This window comes from Undibacterium sp. FW305-107 (assembly GCF_058788535.1).
Map to the genome: position 1 here is coordinate 132377 of NZ_JBYTAV010000006.1, position 16724 is coordinate 149100.

At 52.2% G+C, this 16724-nt stretch carries 16 protein-coding genes; 9 read left to right on the forward strand and 7 right to left on the reverse strand.

The genetic code is table 11. The annotated features are described in order from the left end of the window. Window positions 1-4: 4 nt before the first annotated feature. Complete coding sequence (locus AC3WQT_RS14695; RefSeq protein WP_492704701.1) at window positions 5-1960, forward strand: alpha/beta fold hydrolase; 1956 nt, start codon at window positions 5-7, stop codon at window positions 1958-1960. Here AC3WQT_RS14695 and AC3WQT_RS14700 read toward each other — a convergent pair. Further along, a complete protein-coding gene (locus AC3WQT_RS14700; RefSeq protein ID WP_492704702.1) occupies window positions 1929-3212 on the reverse strand; it encodes a lipopolysaccharide biosynthesis protein in 1284 nt (427 codons plus the stop codon). The two genes, AC3WQT_RS14695 and AC3WQT_RS14700, sit on opposite strands and share 32 nt — an antisense overlap. Before the next feature lie 159 nt (window positions 3213-3371). Between AC3WQT_RS14700 and queC the strand changes: the two genes are divergently transcribed. From queC to AC3WQT_RS14715, 3 genes are read left to right on the forward strand one after another with little or no spacing between them, the layout of a single operon-like run. After that, complete coding sequence (queC, locus tag AC3WQT_RS14705; RefSeq protein WP_492704703.1) at window positions 3372-4094, forward strand: 7-cyano-7-deazaguanine synthase QueC; 723 nt, start codon at window positions 3372-3374, stop codon at window positions 4092-4094. A gap of 58 nt (window positions 4095-4152) precedes the next feature. Further along, window positions 4153-4896 (forward strand): metallophosphoesterase family protein, encoded by a 744-nt coding sequence (locus AC3WQT_RS14710; RefSeq protein WP_492704704.1) that lies wholly within the window; start codon window positions 4153-4155, stop codon window positions 4894-4896. A 12-nt stretch (window positions 4897-4908) separates the two neighbouring features. After that, window positions 4909-6351, forward strand: coding sequence for a protein kinase domain-containing protein (locus AC3WQT_RS14715; RefSeq protein ID WP_492704705.1), 1443 nt, complete (start codon window positions 4909-4911; stop codon window positions 6349-6351). 23 nt (window positions 6352-6374) lie between these two features. On the opposite strand, the gene AC3WQT_RS14720 is transcribed toward AC3WQT_RS14715, so the two are convergent. Together AC3WQT_RS14720 and AC3WQT_RS14725 are read right to left on the reverse strand one after the other, a co-directional pair. Further along, a complete protein-coding gene (locus AC3WQT_RS14720) occupies window positions 6375-7121 on the reverse strand; it encodes a DUF3108 domain-containing protein (protein WP_492704706.1) in 747 nt (248 codons plus the stop codon). Between the two features lie 2 nt (window positions 7122-7123). Beyond that, entirely contained in the window at window positions 7124-8254 is a 1131-nt protein-coding gene (locus AC3WQT_RS14725; protein WP_492704707.1) for a DUF3108 domain-containing protein, read from the reverse strand. 185 nt (window positions 8255-8439) lie between these two features. Between AC3WQT_RS14725 and AC3WQT_RS14730 the strand changes: the two genes are divergently transcribed. Further along, window positions 8440-9669, forward strand: coding sequence for a branched-chain amino acid ABC transporter substrate-binding protein (locus AC3WQT_RS14730; RefSeq protein WP_492705044.1), 1230 nt, complete (start codon window positions 8440-8442; stop codon window positions 9667-9669). A gap of 33 nt (window positions 9670-9702) precedes the next feature. Then, a complete protein-coding gene (locus AC3WQT_RS14735; protein WP_492704708.1) occupies window positions 9703-10578 on the forward strand; it encodes a PhaM family polyhydroxyalkanoate granule multifunctional regulatory protein in 876 nt (291 codons plus the stop codon). Between the two features lie 107 nt (window positions 10579-10685). Here AC3WQT_RS14735 and AC3WQT_RS14740 read toward each other — a convergent pair whose 3' ends face one another. Beyond that, window positions 10686-11660, reverse strand: a complete 975-nt coding sequence (locus AC3WQT_RS14740) for a hypothetical protein (RefSeq protein ID WP_492704709.1) — start codon at window positions 11658-11660, stop codon at window positions 10686-10688. Window positions 11661-11939: 279 nt separating this feature from the next. Here AC3WQT_RS14740 and AC3WQT_RS14745 point away from each other — a divergent pair, with 279 nt between their 5' ends. Continuing rightward, complete coding sequence (locus AC3WQT_RS14745) at window positions 11940-12359, forward strand: hypothetical protein (protein WP_492704710.1); 420 nt, start codon at window positions 11940-11942, stop codon at window positions 12357-12359. 11 nt (window positions 12360-12370) lie between these two features. Continuing rightward, the gene (locus AC3WQT_RS14750; protein ID WP_492704711.1) at window positions 12371-13324 is read left to right on the forward strand and encodes a hypothetical protein; all 954 of its coding nucleotides are present in this window, start codon (window positions 12371-12373) and stop codon (window positions 13322-13324) included. A gap of 79 nt (window positions 13325-13403) precedes the next feature. On the opposite strand, the gene AC3WQT_RS14755 is transcribed toward AC3WQT_RS14750, so the two are convergent. Together AC3WQT_RS14755 and AC3WQT_RS14760 are read right to left on the reverse strand one after the other, a co-directional pair. Continuing rightward, window positions 13404-13991, reverse strand: a complete 588-nt coding sequence (locus AC3WQT_RS14755) for a superoxide dismutase (protein ID WP_492704712.1) — start codon at window positions 13989-13991, stop codon at window positions 13404-13406. 24 nt (window positions 13992-14015) lie between these two features. Continuing rightward, the gene (locus AC3WQT_RS14760) at window positions 14016-14465 is read right to left on the reverse strand and encodes an OsmC family protein (protein WP_492704713.1); all 450 of its coding nucleotides are present in this window, start codon (window positions 14463-14465) and stop codon (window positions 14016-14018) included. A gap of 233 nt (window positions 14466-14698) precedes the next feature. On the opposite strand from AC3WQT_RS14760, the gene AC3WQT_RS14765 reads away from it, so the two are divergent. Beyond that, window positions 14699-15769 carry a flavodoxin family protein gene (locus AC3WQT_RS14765; RefSeq protein ID WP_492704714.1) on the forward strand — a complete coding sequence of 357 codons (1071 nt, stop codon included), beginning with the start codon at window positions 14699-14701 and terminating at the stop codon, window positions 15767-15769. A gap of 216 nt (window positions 15770-15985) precedes the next feature. Here AC3WQT_RS14765 and AC3WQT_RS14770 read toward each other — a convergent pair whose 3' ends face one another. Then, the gene (locus AC3WQT_RS14770; RefSeq protein ID WP_492704715.1) at window positions 15986-16528 is read right to left on the reverse strand and encodes a PadR family transcriptional regulator; all 543 of its coding nucleotides are present in this window, start codon (window positions 16526-16528) and stop codon (window positions 15986-15988) included. Between the last annotated feature and the right edge of the window lie 196 nt (window positions 16529-16724).

Consider the following 16724-nt stretch of genomic DNA (forward strand, 5'->3'; position numbering starts at 1 on the left):
AGATTTGGCAGCACAACAGTACCCAAGCAAAGATATTCTGTACACACCGCAAGCCTTCTGGTTTGGCGATACGGCCAGCCCCATGCTGGGCTGGTATCACCCTGCGCGCATCCGTGATGCCGGGGGCAGCCGTCGCTGCGGCGTGGTGCTCTGCCCACCCTTTGGCCATGAATACATGGTCTCGTATCTGGCCTATAAGCATCTGGCCACGTATCTGGCAAAAGCCGGCTTTGATGTCTGTTTTTTTGACTATAACAATACGGGTGATGCTGCCGATGTCACCGAAGTTGCCGGAACTGACAAGGACAGAGTCGCCCTGTGGCAAACAAATATACGTCAGGCTGCAACACAATTACGCCTGATGGCCGACGTAGAGCATATTGCCCTGTTCGGCTTGCGCCTGGGTGCTTTGCTGGCAGGCACAGTGGCAGCCAGCATTGATGCCAAAGCCCTCATGTTGATGGCACCTGTCATATCAGGGCGTGCCTATGCCCGTGAAATGCTGGTCTTGCGCAGTATGAGTTCCCTGCAAAAAGAAGTCGATCCTGATCAGACTATCGATCCCAATCATCAGGCGACCGATGACGAATTGACCGGTTATGAATTTACCGCTGCCACCCGTAGCAGTCTGGGCAAGCTGGATTTAAGCAAGCTACCTGCACCTGCCATGCCCGTCTTTTTGCAGCAGCGTGATGACATCACAGGGCAGGAAGCAAAGCTGGTGCAAGCCTGGCATCATCATGATCATGCGCTGCAATTATCAGACTTGCCCGGCTATGCCGCCATGATGCGTGAAGATGCACATGACACGCAGGTACCGACGGCAATCTGGCAAGAAATGCAGTCCTGGCTGGCGCGCTATTTCCCTTTGCGAGAAGTAAGCAGCAAGGATGTGCCGGTGACGAATGATATTGCCAGCCTGCGCATTGCCAATACGATAGTGGAAGAAGAATTGGTCGAATTTGAAGGCATGACAGGCATCGTCAGCCATCAGACCGGCGCAAATGTGTTTGCCTTGCCAACTGTGGTCTTGTGTAATATCGGCGCCAATCACAGGGTAGGTAATCATCGTTTATATGTAACACTGGCACGTAGCCTGGCCAGCCAGGGGTTTTATGTTTTGCGCTTTGATAAGTCGGGCATAGGCTATAGCAGGACGACACCAGAGGATAAAGAAAACGATGTACATGCGGCATCCAGCGTGGATGACCTGAGTAGCGCCATGTATTTCATGCAGGGTAAATACCATAGCCCCTCCTTTGTATTGACTGGTCTGTGTTCCGGTGCCTACATGGCATATTTAAGTGCGCTCAGGGATGAACGCGTCAGCGCCCTGGTCTTGATGAATCAGCTGACGTATCGCTGGCGGGCAGGCGATACCATAGAGGCCCGAAAAAAAGCCACGATCAAATCCACCCATTATTACGTGCATGCACTGACTAAAGGTGATACCTGGATGCGCGTGCTCAAGGGGCAGGTGGATTTTCGTCAGATAGGGGGCAATTTATTCCGCCGCATAGGCAAGCGCCTGCGCACGCAATGGCAATCGTTAAGCACCCACCTGATGCATAATAATTTTTTCCTCGGACAGGTGGCTCGTAATTTCAAGAACCTGGAAGCGCGTGGCACGGAACTGGTACTGATCTATGAAGCCAGTGATACAGCAGTTGATGTCATGACAGAACAATTTGGCAGGCATGCGAAATTGTTAGGGCAAAGCGAAAGGATATGCCTGAAATTCTTTAATGGAGCGGATCATACTTTTACGCCACGCTGGTCGCAGTTGGCGCTGGTAGATTTCATCGGCAAACATCTACTGCATCGCTTCAGCCATCGTCAGCCAGGGCAGATGCCTGTCATCACGGCACCTCTTGCCCATCTTCAGCATTTTGACGCCGTTGCTAATGCAGCTAGTGCAGTCAATGTAGCTAAGCCTGTTTCTGCAGACGTGGCAAAATAAAACGCCAGACCACGATCAGTTCAAATATTTCAACAACGATCAGGGCCAGGATCGCTCCCTGTGCCCCCATACGCGGGATGCTGAAAGCAGTAATCAGCAACACCATGCTGAGAGTCACGCTACCGAGGAAAAACATTTGTTTGTAAGCGCCACCACTGGATAACCAGGAGGTGCCTACCCAGCGGGCAGCATTGATGGCGAAATACGCCCCCCACATCATGACCAGGGGATCAAGCCCACTGTACTTGGCGCTGATGACATGGCTTTCCAGCCATGGCAGGGCAAGCAAGAGCAGGGCGACATAGGCCAGCACCACCAGTTCTATGCCAGCAATGGAAAACAGGGTCAGGCGCTTGAGCCCGTGCCAGTCTTTTTTTGCCATCAGGCGACTGGCTTCTGGCCTGGCCACCCTGGACCAGGCGGCCACTGCCAGCGGTATCGGCATGAGCATCAGGCGCGAGGCATTCAAATCGGCAATCGCTGCGACCCCCAGCCAGGCTCCGGACAGATACACATAGCTGTAGTTCGACAGCCAGCCGACGATCACCCCTGACACTGCCCAGCGCCCGTGACCGGCGATGGTTTCCTGATGGGCGTTGATGGCCTGGCGGATTTCTTCTTCAGCGTGGGCTTCAACGTCGGTGGAAGTATGTGTCAGAAAATGCTGGCGGCTGGCCAGTGTACACAGGAAGGAGGAGGCTGCCAGCAGCACAAATACAGTCACCAGATCGAAATGCTTGCTGAAATACAGGTAGGCCAGGCCGATGGCGACCAGGCTTACATATAAAATGTCTTGCCGCAGTACCGAAATGATGTCGGACTGGATGAAGCCGACGGTACGGCCATATTCGCGTATGCCATTGCCAAACAGATAGGTGGCAAAAACGGCACCCAGTATCCAGCTTTTGTTGCTGTAATGCGTCGCCGCTGGCACAAACTCTACAATCACGAAAGCCAGTGAGCCCATCGCCAGGGTCCAGACTACTTGCTTGTACCAGTAATGACGCAGCAGGGATTTGCGGGTATCTCCTTGTACTGAGGGGGCAACCGTAGTCAGTGGCCCGGCTATCCAGGAATCGACGATCAGGCCGACCAGCAGACCACCGGCGTACAATTGTCCATACAGGCCATAGTCATCTTTTGCCACCAGATTCATGAGCAAAATGCCAATGACAAAATTCAGGGCACTTAGCATGCCCTGGTCTATGACCGATAATATGGAAGAAGAAAGAAATTTTTTATAAAAACTCATGAGCTTGCACGAGATGGACCTGGCTTATGATGCGGGATTGCGAAGCAGAGACAAATCTTGTCCCAGCATATTTTGCTATAGAAACATAACATCAAGACTGACTGATACACAAAGTATTTCATTCTTTTACAATGGCTTTACCTTCATTTTCAATTATTTATGAATAATTTAACCACTAAAGACAGGGCACTGGTGCTTTTCAGCGGCGGTCAGGATTCTGCCACTTGTCTGGCCTGGGCGCTATCCCGTTATGCCCATGTAGAGACTATAGGCTTTGATTATGGTCAGCGCCATGCCATAGAACTCAGCGTCAGACCTGTGCTGATAGAAAAAATGCGCCAGTTCTCACCCGAATGGCAAACCCGCCTGGGTGAAGACCATATGATAGATCTGGGCTTGATTTCCCAGCTTTCACATACGGCGATGACAGAAGATATTGCCATAGAAATGCAAGAGAATGGCTTGCCGAATACTTTTGTCCCTGGCCGCAATCTGATGTTCATGATGACAGCAGCCACGCTGGCCTATCGCCGTGGTTTGAATGTGCTGGTTGGCGGCATGTGTGAAACCGACTTTTCCGGTTACCCCGATTGCCGCGATGACACCATGAAAGCCTTGCAGGTAGCGCTGAATCTGGGCATGAACACCCGCCTCAAGCTGGAAACTCCACTGATGTGGATCAACAAGGCGCAAACCTGGCAACTGGCAGAACAGCTGGGCGGCTCAGCCCTGGTTGATCTGATACGTGAAGACACGCACACCTGTTATCTGGGGCAGCGTGGTGACATGCATCCCTGGGGCCATGGCTGTGGTACTTGCCCGGCCTGTGCCTTGCGCGCGCGCGGTTATGAATATTACCGCAGCGGTAACTTTGACTTGTAAGCTTGCTGTTAACTTATGGGATTAGAATAGCAGCACACACCATGAATGAAGTTCATCAATGCTGATCGCCGTCATTACAGACTTACATGCCAATCGTGAAGCCCTTGAGGCTTGCCTGGCGCATGCAGAAAAGCATAACGTGACTCGTTATGCTTTTCTGGGCGACCTGGTTGGTTACGGTGCGGATCCCCGCTGGGTACTGGATAAAGTGATGGACTATGTCAGGCAGGGGGCCTGGGCCCTGATAGGCAACCATGACGCCGGTTTGTTGCAGGGAGATCGTCAGGGCATGAACCCGACTGCCAGAAAAGTGGTGGACTGGACGCGTGCCCAAATAACTGCAGAGCAACTCGACTTCATTGCCAAACTGCCTTACCGCATAGAGTGGGAAGACATGCTGTTCGTCCATGCCAATGCCTGGGCACCTGAGAAATGGGAATATATAGATGGCGTCATGGAAGCCACGCGCAGCATGCATGCGACCAAGGCCAATATTACCTTTTGCGGACATGTGCACATGCCGAGTTTGTTCCACATCAGCCTGACTGGCAAGACCGGTGAATTTACCCCGGCACCTGAGGAGGGCATACCGCTGAGCAGGCAAAGGCGCTGGCTGGTCATACCTGGCTCAGCCGGTCAGCCACGCGATGGCAATCCGGCTGCCTGTTATGCGACTTTTGATACCGAAGACCAGGAGCTGACTTACTACCGCGTTCCCTACGATACCGAAAAAGCCTGCCAGAAAATTATTGCTGCCGGCTTGCCGCCAGCTTTGGGACACAGGCTGCTACATGGGAATTAGCCAGGGATACAGATGAGTGGCCCCGGACATCACAAGCTGCAAAGCGGCATGGAATTCGACGGCTATCGCCTCGAAGAGAAATTGCATACCGGTGGCATGGCTGCCTTGTGGCACGTGACAGATTTGCGTGACCGTCACCCCCTCCATCTGTTAACCGATGATGGCAGCCCGCCCGCATTGATTATGAAAGTGCCGCTGCTGTATTCAACAGATGATCCTACCGCCATCGTTGCTTTTGAAGTCGAGCAAATGATCATGCCCAAGCTCAGGGGCAGGCATGTGCCACGTTACTTCGGCGCCGGTGATTTTGATGCCCAGCCGTATATCGTCATGGAGCAAATCGCTGGTGCATCCTTGCGCAGCCGTTTTGAAGAAGCGCCTTTGCCAGTGACAGAGGTGGTGGATATTGGTATCAAGGTGGCGCATGCCTTGCAGGACCTGCACAAGCAGCATGTCATCCATCTCGACCTCAAACCCAGCAATATCATGTTCCGCGCCGACGGTACGGCAGTACTGATTGATTTTGGTTTGTCGCGGCATGACAGATTGCCGGATTTGCTGGATGAAGAATTCCGCCTGCCCATGGGCACCGGCCCCTATATTTCACCCGAGCAGGTAATGGGTGTACGCAATGAACCGCGCAGTGATTTGTTTTCGCTGGGCGTATTGTTATATCACCTGGCCACCGGGCAGCGGCCTTTTGGTCACCCTACTTCAGTCGCTGGTTTAAAAAAACGACTATACCGTGACCCCATACCGCCGTGCAGCCATCGCAGTGATTTACCGACATGGTTGCAGGAGATTATCTTGCGTTGCCTGGAAGTCGAACCAAGGAACCGCTTTGATACTGCAGCACAACTGGCTTTTTTATTGCAACATCCCGATCAATTGCAATTGACGGCGCGGGCAGACAAGCAGGTGCAGGATGGCTATCTGTCCGTACTCAAACGTCGTTTCCAGATTAATGCTGCTGAACCAGCTTTATCACAGAGTCTCTCCGATAAATTGTCCAGAGCCCCGATCATCGTCGCTGCGCTGGATTTGAACGGTGGTTCAGAAGCGCTGGCAGAAAGCCTGCGCAATATCACCAGGCGCATGTTGCAGACCGAACCAGGTGCGCGCCTGGCTTGCCTGACCATACGCAAGGTCAGCCGCATAGGCATGGATGAGAGTCTGATACAGCAGGGTGAAAACATCCATGTCAAGCAACTGGTTGACCTCAAGCATTGGGCCAGGCCTTTGAACCTGAATCCCGACAAGATCACTTTCCATGTGCTGGAAGCATCCGACCCGGCTACTGCCATTATCGACTATGCCCACAATAATCGTGTAGATCACATCATCATCGGTTCGCGCGGCAGTTCAGCCTTGCGCCGCTATCTGGGCAGTGTGTCCGCACAAGTCGTGGCCGAGGCCGAATGTACGGTGACAGTCGTGAAAGCGCACGACAAGTAGTGGCCTAACTATGTTGTCATGTCTTATTTTTTCAGGCTTTCCAAAACCTGATCAACAAAATCACCATCGGCATCGCTGAACTTCAGGCGCACCGGATACCATTCCAGACCGGGGGCCAGCCATAAATCCAATTGCTGGTCCTTGGAGTCGGCTGGTGGTGCCTTGCTGACGTGGATGGCGACCATATCGCCCATGGGGGTCTTGATATTTTCCGGCCCCAGCACCTTGAATGTCCATGGGTCGGCATCCCTGCGGCCGGCGACCAGCATCTTCCATTCCGAACCAGCCTTGAAAGCTTCACCAGCGGCACGGGCGATGGCGATCAGCTGCCAGCTGGCGCTGGTCCTGTCCTGCTCGCCGCCTTTCAGTACATAGGTTTCAGTGGAAGCGCTGAAACGCAGAGTTTTGCTGTCACGCTCAAAGCTGGTCGTGGTAGCGGGTTTGCGAAAGCGTTTTTCGACAAATTTGTCGGGTGCCAGGCCATAGTCATCGATATTACCGTGGCTGCTGGCATCCAGGATTTTGCCCACCAGCATGGCATGGGTTTCTGTGATGATGCTGTATTTCTGGTCAGCAGTCTGCCATTTGACCGAGGCTGAACCACTCAGTGGCAAGCCGCTTTGTTTGGCCTTGATGCTGTATTGCAGCTCCACCGGTGGCGGCAGCCTGGTCGCATATTTGACCGCAGCTTCATGTCCTTGTGCCATGGTCTGAGCATTCAGGCCCAATGCCGATAGCATGAGGGCGAACACGGTAATAGACTTGCGCATGATTATCTTTCCATATTGGTGACACTGACGATTTTGGTGGCAGTCTGTGTGGTCACAGCACCATTACTTTCAGTATTGCGTATTTGTATCGGGTACCAGTACTGATCCGGTGCCAGCCAGATTTCGAGTTTGGAATTGTAAGAACCTGGCAGGGGTGGCCGCACTACATGCCAGGCCATGATCTTGCCCGCCTTGGTTTCCACTTCTTCGTAGGCAGTCACGATAAAAACAAAGGTGGAGACATCGCGCTCCTCTGCCACTTGCAGGCGGATTTCGCGTCCTGCCTGGAATTTTTCAGGATCAGCATAGCCTATACCAGCCAGTTGCATGATGAAGCTGGCCTTGTCCTGAACACCATCTTTCACTTCCGCCGTCTTGTTGGAAGAGGAAAAACTCACGGACTTATTGGCATGGTCAAAGTGCGTTGCGGTCTCGCTGCGGTTACGTCGCTTTTCTGAACTGGTCGCCGGTGTAATGCCATATACATCAATCAGGCCTTCGCTACGCATCTGATACAGGTTGACAGAAGTCAGTAACAAATCCAGGGATGCTTCCACACTCATCTTGTAGCGGCCAGTCTTGAATTCCCAGTTGATTTCGCCATCGCCGTAAACAGGGCTGCGGTTCGGTTCTGTGCGCACAATGCGCATGCTGATTTTGCCTGTCTGTGGCGCACGTACGGGGTAGGTTTGTGGCCCTTCAGTATTTGTGCTGTCTTTGTTGACCTGACCACTGGCGTCTTCTGCTTTGACTTCGGGCTTGGTCTCTGCTGGCAGGGCAGGCGTATTGTCCTTTACTTCCACGGGTGCGTCTGCGCTTGGTACGGGGGCAGGCTCAGGTTCCGCTGCTGGTAAAGGCGTTGCGGCTTTTTTTACTGTAGCAAGCGGTTCTGCTTCAGGTGCCGCTACCGGGCCAGGCCTGGCACTGCTGCTGGCGGTTGTTGGTTCGGCCTGGTCAGGGATGTCCTTGAATTGTACGGCAATAGGGTTTTCCTGCAGTCTTGGCTTGTCCGGCATGACATCCCCGCCCAGGCCATACAAGACGAACAGATGTAACAATACCGCCAGCGTCAAAAACAGCATATTCTGGCGTGTGATTAAATTGGTATCAAATTGAGGGGCAGTAGCGTTCATCCTGCTAGTGTAAACGCAGTCGATAAGTTTTGGATGACCAGACTGATTTTACCAGGGAGTAAAATAGCAATTTTTGCAGCAGCTTGCTGTTTGCAGGATGTAGTGGACATGACAGGATAGCTTTGATGCCGGCGACAATAACAAGATTCATGAAACGATATCTCCCCGTTTTGCTGGGACTATGCATGCTGGGCAGCACCCACGCGGCTTCACCTGGTAGCGCCGCAACGCCAATCCGCATAGGCATGATAGATGGGTTGAGCGGGGCTTTCAGCAATGCTGGCGAAGCGGTGCAGAGAAACCTGCAAATTGCCATAGAAAGGGTAAATGCCCGTGGTGGCGTGCGCCTGCCTGACAGCAGTCATCCCCTGCAATTAAGTAGTTTTGATAATAAACAGGGCGTGGAAGATTCCTTGATCGCGCTGAAGCACCTGACAGACCAGCATATTCCCTTTGTCGTACAAGGCAATAGCTCGGCCGTTGCCCTGGCACTGGTCGATGCCATCAACAAGCACAATCAACGCGCACCGGATAATCGCGTACTCTTCCTCAACTATTCCGCGGTTGACCCGGCACTGACCAATGAAAAATGCAGTTACTGGCATTTCCGTTTCGATGCCCATGCCGACATGCGCATGCATGCGCTGACCGAAGTCATCAGGGCGGACAGCCGCGCCAAAAAGATTTATCTGATAGGCCAGGACTATAGCTTTGGCCGCCAGGTCAATAAATCGGCGCGCACCATGCTAGCAGAAAAAAGACCGGATATCGCCATCGTCGGTGAAGACCTGCATCCCATAGGCAAGATCAAGGACTTTGCTCCTTATATGGCGAAGATCAAGGCCAGCGGTGCAGATGCAGTCATTACTGGCAACTGGGGTAACGATCTGAGCCTGCTGGTCAAGGCAGCCAAGGATGCTGGCATGACGACCAAGTTCTATACTTTCTATGGCAATGGCCTGGGGGCACCGGCGGCACTCGGTGATGCAGGCCTGGGCAGGGTACGCGCTGTGGCTGAGTGGCATCCCAATGCCGGTGGTGCTGACAGTGATGCGTTTTACCAGCAATTCCGTCAGCGTTATCCTGATCCGCGCGATGATTATGTGCATCTGCGCATGCAAATCATGGTGGAGATGCTGGTTACTGCCATAGAAAAAGCCAGAACCACCGAAGCCGCAGCAGTTGCCCGTGCGATGGAAGGTGCGCAATACAAGAATACCTTCCATGATGCCCTCATGCGGGCAGAAGACCATCAACTGATACAGCCGCTGTACGTTTCGGTCATGCAAAAGAAGGGCGAGAGTGGCGTGCGTTTTGATAACGAAGGTAGTGGCTATGGTTTTAAAACTGAGCGTTATTTCGATGCGCGATTGACGGCCTTGCCCGGCTCATGCAAGATGCTTAAATTGAAATAATCTGTAACCCTGAAAATACTAAGGAAGAATCGTATGAGTAATCCGTTTTCTGGTTCTGAGATCCCCGGCATGAATGCCATGGGCGATACCCTGTCTTTCGTCAAAAAACTCTGGGGCAATATGCAAGTGCCCGGCATGGTGGCACCGCCGATGTCGGTGGATGAGCTGGACAAGAAAATTCAGGATTTGAAGACGGTAGAATCCTGGTTGACCGTCAACATGAATATGCTGCGTGGAACCATACAGGCCCTGGAAGTGCAGCGTGCGACCCTGGCTGCCCTGCAATCCCTGGGTGAAAGTTTTGCCCAGCATGCGCAGCAGGCCGGTGCTATGGCAGAGCAGGCGGTTTCCGCTACAACTGCAGCTACAGCGGCAACCCAAGCCAGCAGTAATGCTGATTGGCCCATGCATCCAAATACAGCCAAGGCAAAGGTCGCCGAGCCCGATCCCGATGAGGAAGTTGATGAGGATAGTGCAGACATGCCACCGGAAGCAGGCGCACCTGTGACAGATGCTGAAGCTCAGGTAGAAGAGACAACTCAATCTGCTCAGTCTGCCGCTGCTTCATCCACTGCAGAAGCAACAGATACCAGTACGCCTTTTGTCAATCCTGCCGCCTGGTGGGGGCTGTTGCAGGAACAATTCAAGCAAGCTGTCAGCAAGGCCATGGAGGGTGAGCAAACAGGCGGCACCACGACAGAAGCAGCGCCTGCAAAGAAGGCTGGCAGTAAAAGCACGGCAGCCAAGACGGTGAAAGCCGCTTCAGGTACAAGTGCTAAAGCCAAACCTGCCAGCAAGGCAGGGGGGGCAAGTAAATCAGCTGCAAGGCCTACTGCAAAAGCAGCAGCAAAACCCAAAGCTGCTGCCAAGCCAGTAGCGAAGACCGGCAAAACGGCAAAAACCAGGTAAAGCCAAGATTGTCTGCAGAATTCTCTGGCCTGAAATATCATGCAGGAGAGGGGCTTGCAGATTCTTGATAGGAAAAAAAATGGCACCCGCAGGTGCCATTCATTTTTTTAGTATCCAGCCTGTGCGGTCGGACATTTAGCCTTGTTGGCCGGTTTTATCTCTACCGCCTGCAAGTTGTTATCCAGCATCCAGGCGCTACTGCGTTTGCGTGTCATGGGTTTGCCTTTAGGCTGGCTGGCAACATTGATGGCAATGACTTTGCTGGATTTGCCGTAGCTGCAATCCACCTCGAATTCCAGCCCTTCCTTGGCGCTGATTGCTGGCAGGGGGATGTTAACTAACTGCAATGGTGATTTGGCCTTTTCGACAGCAGAAATCGCCTGATAATCACTGGTAGTGTCTATCACAAATGCAGCATTGGAATAAGCTTCCAGTGTAGTGTCTGGCGAGGTGCCACCGATGGATTTGACCATGACCAGCACGCTTTTTCCGGCCACTTTGTCGGTAGCAATATTCGTCCATTTTTCCATCAATTCCTTGCGTGAGGGCAAGGCGCCACTTGTTAGGGCCGGTGCTGGCGCTGCTGCCATGGCGGTAGTGGGCGCAGCAGGCGCGGGTGTAACTGTTGCAGCGACAGGTGCTGCGGCTTTTGGTGCAGGCGCTGGTACAGGCTTGACGGGGGCAGCAGCAACTTCTTCGCCCTGGTATTTGTATTTGCCATCAAATGGCACGTCGCCCCAGGCGCTGGCGCAGGTTTCTACATGTAATTGCATGCCACCAGCAGCGCGCTTCAGGGTCATGTTGCAACGACCTTCGCTAAAACTCCATCCACCTGGCGCATCAGCAAGTTTTCCTTCACCTGCGCCGCTACGCAAATTACCGGGTTTGCCTTTCTCTGCCACTTCCAGCGTGAATTTACCGTCAGGCTTTACTGTCAACAGGCGTTCAAAGCCATTGTCGCTGGCGTCATACACGCCTGCTTTAGGATAGGGGCTGTAGTCGGCAGCCAGGGCAGGCGCTGCCAGGCATGCAAGGCTGACGGAAAGCAGGCTGAGAGTTTTGAAGGAGATTGAGCTTTTCATGTGGTCGCTGGGTGGAGGTTGTTGAGATTGATATGGCTGCGCCCCATGGTGCGGTACCAGATGCAGATCAGGGAGCATGATGCATTAAAGTAAATGGATGGTGCATGACAGGCGTAGTCGTGTCAATCAAGTAATTGTGTGTTTTATATTAAAGCGCAACAATGTGTAAGCAGATTTGCATAGCAGATAAGATTTTGGTATTAGCTTCTGTGAGAAAATGGGCTCAGTAGCTATGCCCTGAGCCCTGGACTTTTAGACCCCTTTATCAGGAGAACCAGTTTGTCTTTTATCTACGAGAGAATTCCCGAAGCCGATATCGTGGCTTATGATTTGCGCGAGATCGATAAGCAGTTTCCCATGGCGGTAGCGTCAAGATGGGTGATAGACCGCGAGCGCAATATCTATTTGCGCTATATGACGTATGACCGCGAGCAGCCTTCCCACAAGAATTTCAGCTTTTTCTGGAAGGGCATATTATTGCGTCTGCGTCTGAACAGTGAGGGACAAAGCCTGGATGGCGACAAGTGGCAAACTACCTGGGGCTGGCTCGGCATGCATGAGCTTGAGGCAGATGCCAGCCCCGAGTTTGAGGCACATCGTGCTGCCATCATTGCAGATCTGAAAGATGCCTTGCGGGCATACCGGGATGGCTCCTTGTCGCCAGCCTATTCTGCCCACATTGCGCAATTTACTTTTTAGGTGAGGTGCTCATGTCAGGTCTGAGTCATCAGCAAGCCATAGAATTGCTGCAAAATCACCCCGAAGACTACCGTACGCCAGATTCATTGAAGGATCTCGCCAATCAGGTTTCAGTTTTTTCTGACGGGCAAGTTACCTTACTGTATGGCGGCATGGTACACAAGGATATTTCCAGCAATGATCTGGTTGAACTCATGGTGGCAAATCATGAGGATATACGCGCCATCAACAAGACGCCAGTAGCGAGTTTTTTGCAATCTGAAGATTATCTGGAAGCGGTAGCCAGGGCACATCATTGCAAATCCATAGATGAAGTAACCAGCGATCGCAAGCATCCGGCGAATCAATTCATGTTTGCCGCAACCGATGGCCGCTGGGCTGACGCTTCTGCCCGGTTTGCTGCTGCCACCAAAGGCGAGGTCATGACACTCAGTGGCTATGCCGGGGCGGACCGCACCCTGGGGTTGGTAGAATTGCCCACGATCTTGAAAAACCCTGAGGTCACACATATCAATGGCAAACCCAAGGAAGTATTTCAGGCGATCTACGACGAGACGGGTTCACTGAATGAAGTATTCAAAGCCGTTTCAGCCTCATCTTATGAATTGATGCGCAACATGGAGATCAAGGCATCTACCCATGTCAATATAGATGGCAGCGAGAAAAAAATTGCAGAAAAAGTTGGCTCAAAAAGCTTGTTTGAAGGTTCTTCCCACAAAGGTACGAGTCTGAGCAAGGGGGAGGCAAATTTATCGATCGCCACCATACCCGACCCCAAATTCAAGGCCAATATTGAGGCTGGAAAATTGCATCTTGAAAGTGTGGAACTAAAGAGTCTGGCAGCGAAAAAAACGGGAGATGATACAGCGGGTTTGCTGCTGGTGACTGATACCCCTTCATCCAGACTGGTTGCACTTACTTCCAGCCCTGCGCTGAAGGCGGGATCAGCTTCGCACAAAATCTGAGTTGTTAGATGGGTAAAAAACTGGACTAAAAAATCTGGATTGAAAAATCAATGGGTGGTTTTAAAACCACCCATTGATACTAGTTCGTTTCAGCAAAATTAGCAGCAACAAACTCCCAATTCACCAGGCACCAGTAAGCGTCCATATAAGCGGCTCGCTGGTTGCGGTAGTCGATATAGTAGGCATGTTCCCAGACATCGCAGGTCAACAAAGGTTTGTCGACGCCTATCAAGGGTGTGGCGGCATTCGAGGTGTTGACTATGGCCAGCGTGCCGTCAAAGCGCTTCAGCAACCAGGTCCAGCCTGAGCCAAAATTACTGATGCAGGACTGGGTAAATTCTTGCTTGAATTTGTCAAATGTACCCCATTGTGTCGTGATCGCATCACCCAGTGCACCAGTGGCGACACCGCCACCGCTGGGTGTCAGGCTTTGCCAGTAAAAGTTGTGATTCCACACCTGCGCAGCATTATTGAATATGCTGCCGGTAGATTTCTTGATGATATTTTCCAGCGACTCTTCGGCAAATTCCGTGTCCTTGATCAGGGCATTCAGATTCGTCACATAGGTCTGATGATGTTTGCCGTAGTGATATTCCAGAGTTTCTTTGGAGATATGTGGTTGCAATGCGTCCATTGCATACGGCAGTTCGGGTAAAGTATGTAGCATGCCAGATTCCTTCAGTGAACAATTTTATGGTGTGGTATCTACACGTAGCGTCGCTTGCAATATTATTTCAGGAACACTGGCAAGCGCTTTTGACAGTGGGCAGTCACGTTTTGCTGCCGCTGCAATTTCCTGGAATTGCGCGTCGTCTATGCCTGCGACGGTCGCTTCCATCGTCAGCGCAATACGGTCAATCACGAAACCCTCACCCTGCTTAGATAATCTTACGCTGCCCTTGGTATCGACATCCGTGGTTTTAAACCCTGCTTTTTCACAGGCAAATGAAAACGCCATGGTGAAGCAGGCAGCGTGGGCAGCACCCAGTAATTCTTCAGGGTTGCTGCCGCGTCTGTCATCTTCAAAACGGCTGGCAAAGCCATAGGGATAATCTTTCAACGCCCCGGTTTCTGTGCTGATATTACCGACAGCAGTTTTACCTGAACCTTCCCAATGCACGCTAGCAGTTTTTTCAGTCATGGCCGCACCTTTTTTGTAAAGTAGGTAAATAGACTATGCCTTCCGCTCAAAGGCATCTGTACGCTGGCGCACAGAAGAAATAATGAGGGAGGCTGGGGTTGGTCAATCTGCTGGCCAGTCTGAATGTGCAGCAACGTACAGATAGCAGCCTGCACATCACTTAACCTGTCCATATCTATTCAGCACGGCTGTTCTCACACCTGACTGCGTTTGCACAAAGAGGGAGATTCATCATGATACAGATACGCATAGGCCAGGCAAAAACCCAGCTCAGTCGTGAAGAATTTGGTCAGCGTTATCGCGCCAGTTTTATTGATCCGGCTTTTCGGGTAGAAGAATCGGCAATAGCCCGGCTGGAAGAAATCGCCTGGCATGCTTATGACGAAGGACGCAAGGCCCCATTCACGCAAAAAGCGGGCGCTGGCTATGCAGACCCGGATTATGATTTGTCGGTTGAATGGCAAGCTACCAAAGATCGTCTGGATGCAGCGCAATCTCGCTGGAGCGATGCATCAACACCATCGCGTGTCTTGCTGATCTGTGGTTCGGCGCGCAATGACGGTACCTGTCCTGGTGAAATGTCCAAGAGTTTTCGCCTGTTGCAAATTGCCAGGGAAGAACTGGAACAAACGAATATCCAGCCTGATGTACTCGACCTGAGTTTGCTGACTTCAGAATATGGCCGCAATATTTTCCCTTGCAAGGGTTGCGCTTCAACAGCCATGCCCTTGTGCCACTGGCCCTGCAGCTGTTACCCCAATCATGCGCTGAATCAGACCAATGACTGGATGGCAGAAATTTATGAGCGTTGGACTGCTGCTCATGCCGTGATCATCATCACCCCTGTCTACTGGTACCAAGGCCCCAGTCCCTTGAAGTTGATGATAGACCGCCTGGTCTGTGCTGACGGTGGCAATCCCGATCCTACATCCACCTCAGGTAAAAAAGCCGCTAAAGCCAAGGAGCTGGAAATGGCGGGCTGGAATTACCCCCAGCATCTGGCTGGCCGGGCCTATGGTCTGATCGTGCATGGCGATGTGGCTGGCGTTGATGACTCGCGCCGCGCGCTATCGGACTGGCTGGACTGGATGGGTTTTATCGATGCCGGTACGCAGGCGCGATTGGGAAGGTACATAGGCTATTACGAACCCTACGCGAATAGCCATGAAACCCTGGATGCGGATGTCTCCATGCGGCAGGAGTCACGTAACGTGGCGATTGCGGTAGCCAAGGCAGTCACAGAATTGCGCGCAGGCCGTTTGCAGGCGGTGCAGGCAGACGTTAAGCGGCCACGCCCTAAATAGTAGGACTTATGCAAAATCGCCCCAGCTGCGTTGTAGCTCCTCTCCTGGGAGCCGCGTACTAAAGTACTGTCTTCGTCGCTACGGTCTAGTCGGGGTTTCAGACAACATGTTGACTGCCGACGTAACCAACATCCCTTACAAGGGATGTTTCTCACAGCGATAGCCTTGCTGGGACAATTTTGCATAAGTCCTGAAAGAGAAGGAAACTGCGTTCCTTCACTTCGCTTCTGCGCCATCCTTCAGGATACGCAGTGCCTCTTTGGTCCATTGAACGCGGCTTTCTTCAAAGGTGATGCCCGCCTTTAAAATCAGGTAACGCAATTGCTGTTCGTGTGACAGCTTTGCTGCGCAGAAATCGCGCTTTTCTATCTCTTTGTAAGTCTGCAGCTCTTGCTTATGCAATTGCAGACGGCGCTCAAATTCTTCTGTCAGGCCAAGCGGTCCTATTGCTGCATCGGCCCGCAGTTTGACCATCATGTCGTCGCGCAATCTCATCGGCGCACTGCTTTCGCTGGCCCAGCGCCGCAATTCATCCCGGCCTGCTGGCAGGATATCGATGAGTTTCTTACCTGCCCGCCCGCCTTCGACCTCGGTCGAGATGACCCAGCCCTGGCTTTCCATGCGCCCCAGTTCCCGGTAGATTTGCTGGTGTGTCGCATGCCAGAAATAGCCTATGGACTTGTCAAAACGCCGCGCCAGGTCATAGCCCGAGCATGGCTTTTCGGCGATGGAGGTTAGCAAGGCATGGGGCAGGGACATGTTTTAGAGTAAATAGTCGGTGTGGTTTCCATACATTTTATATGCAACTGGTTGCATAAATAAAGCAGTTTCGGTATTCTCTTATGCACTCAGTTGCATAACTGTGAGAACTTACGAAAAGCCGCCCCAGCTGCGTTGCAGCTCCTAGCCGTGCTAAAGCACTGTCTTCGTCGCTGGTGATGTAGTTGGTATTTCA

Excerpts from the sequence above, each read along its gene's own strand:
- AC3WQT_RS14700 (WP_492704702.1), bottom strand. The coding sequence starts at position 3,212 with ATGAGTTTTTATAAAAAATTTCTTTCTTCTTCCATATTATCGGTCATA.
- queC (WP_492704703.1), top strand. The coding sequence starts at position 3,372 with ATGAATAATTTAACCACTAAAGACAGGGCACTGGTGCTTTTCAGCGGC.
- AC3WQT_RS14710 (WP_492704704.1), top strand. The coding sequence starts at position 4,153 with ATGCTGATCGCCGTCATTACAGACTTACATGCCAATCGTGAAGCCCTT.
- AC3WQT_RS14715 (WP_492704705.1), top strand. The coding sequence starts at position 4,909 with ATGAGTGGCCCCGGACATCACAAGCTGCAAAGCGGCATGGAATTCGAC.
- AC3WQT_RS14720 (WP_492704706.1), bottom strand. The coding sequence starts at position 7,121 with ATGCGCAAGTCTATTACCGTGTTCGCCCTCATGCTATCGGCATTGGGC.
- AC3WQT_RS14725 (WP_492704707.1), bottom strand. The coding sequence starts at position 8,254 with ATGAACGCTACTGCCCCTCAATTTGATACCAATTTAATCACACGCCAG.
- AC3WQT_RS14730 (WP_492705044.1), top strand. The coding sequence starts at position 8,440 with ATGCTGGGCAGCACCCACGCGGCTTCACCTGGTAGCGCCGCAACGCCA.
- AC3WQT_RS14735 (WP_492704708.1), top strand. The coding sequence starts at position 9,703 with ATGAGTAATCCGTTTTCTGGTTCTGAGATCCCCGGCATGAATGCCATG.
- AC3WQT_RS14740 (WP_492704709.1), bottom strand. The coding sequence starts at position 11,660 with ATGAAAAGCTCAATCTCCTTCAAAACTCTCAGCCTGCTTTCCGTCAGC.
- AC3WQT_RS14750 (WP_492704711.1), top strand. The coding sequence starts at position 12,371 with ATGTCAGGTCTGAGTCATCAGCAAGCCATAGAATTGCTGCAAAATCAC.
- AC3WQT_RS14755 (WP_492704712.1), bottom strand. The coding sequence starts at position 13,991 with ATGCTACATACTTTACCCGAACTGCCGTATGCAATGGACGCATTGCAA.
- AC3WQT_RS14760 (WP_492704713.1), bottom strand. The coding sequence starts at position 14,465 with ATGACTGAAAAAACTGCTAGCGTGCATTGGGAAGGTTCAGGTAAAACT.
- AC3WQT_RS14765 (WP_492704714.1), top strand. The coding sequence starts at position 14,699 with ATGATACAGATACGCATAGGCCAGGCAAAAACCCAGCTCAGTCGTGAA.
- AC3WQT_RS14770 (WP_492704715.1), bottom strand. The coding sequence starts at position 16,528 with ATGTCCCTGCCCCATGCCTTGCTAACCTCCATCGCCGAAAAGCCATGC.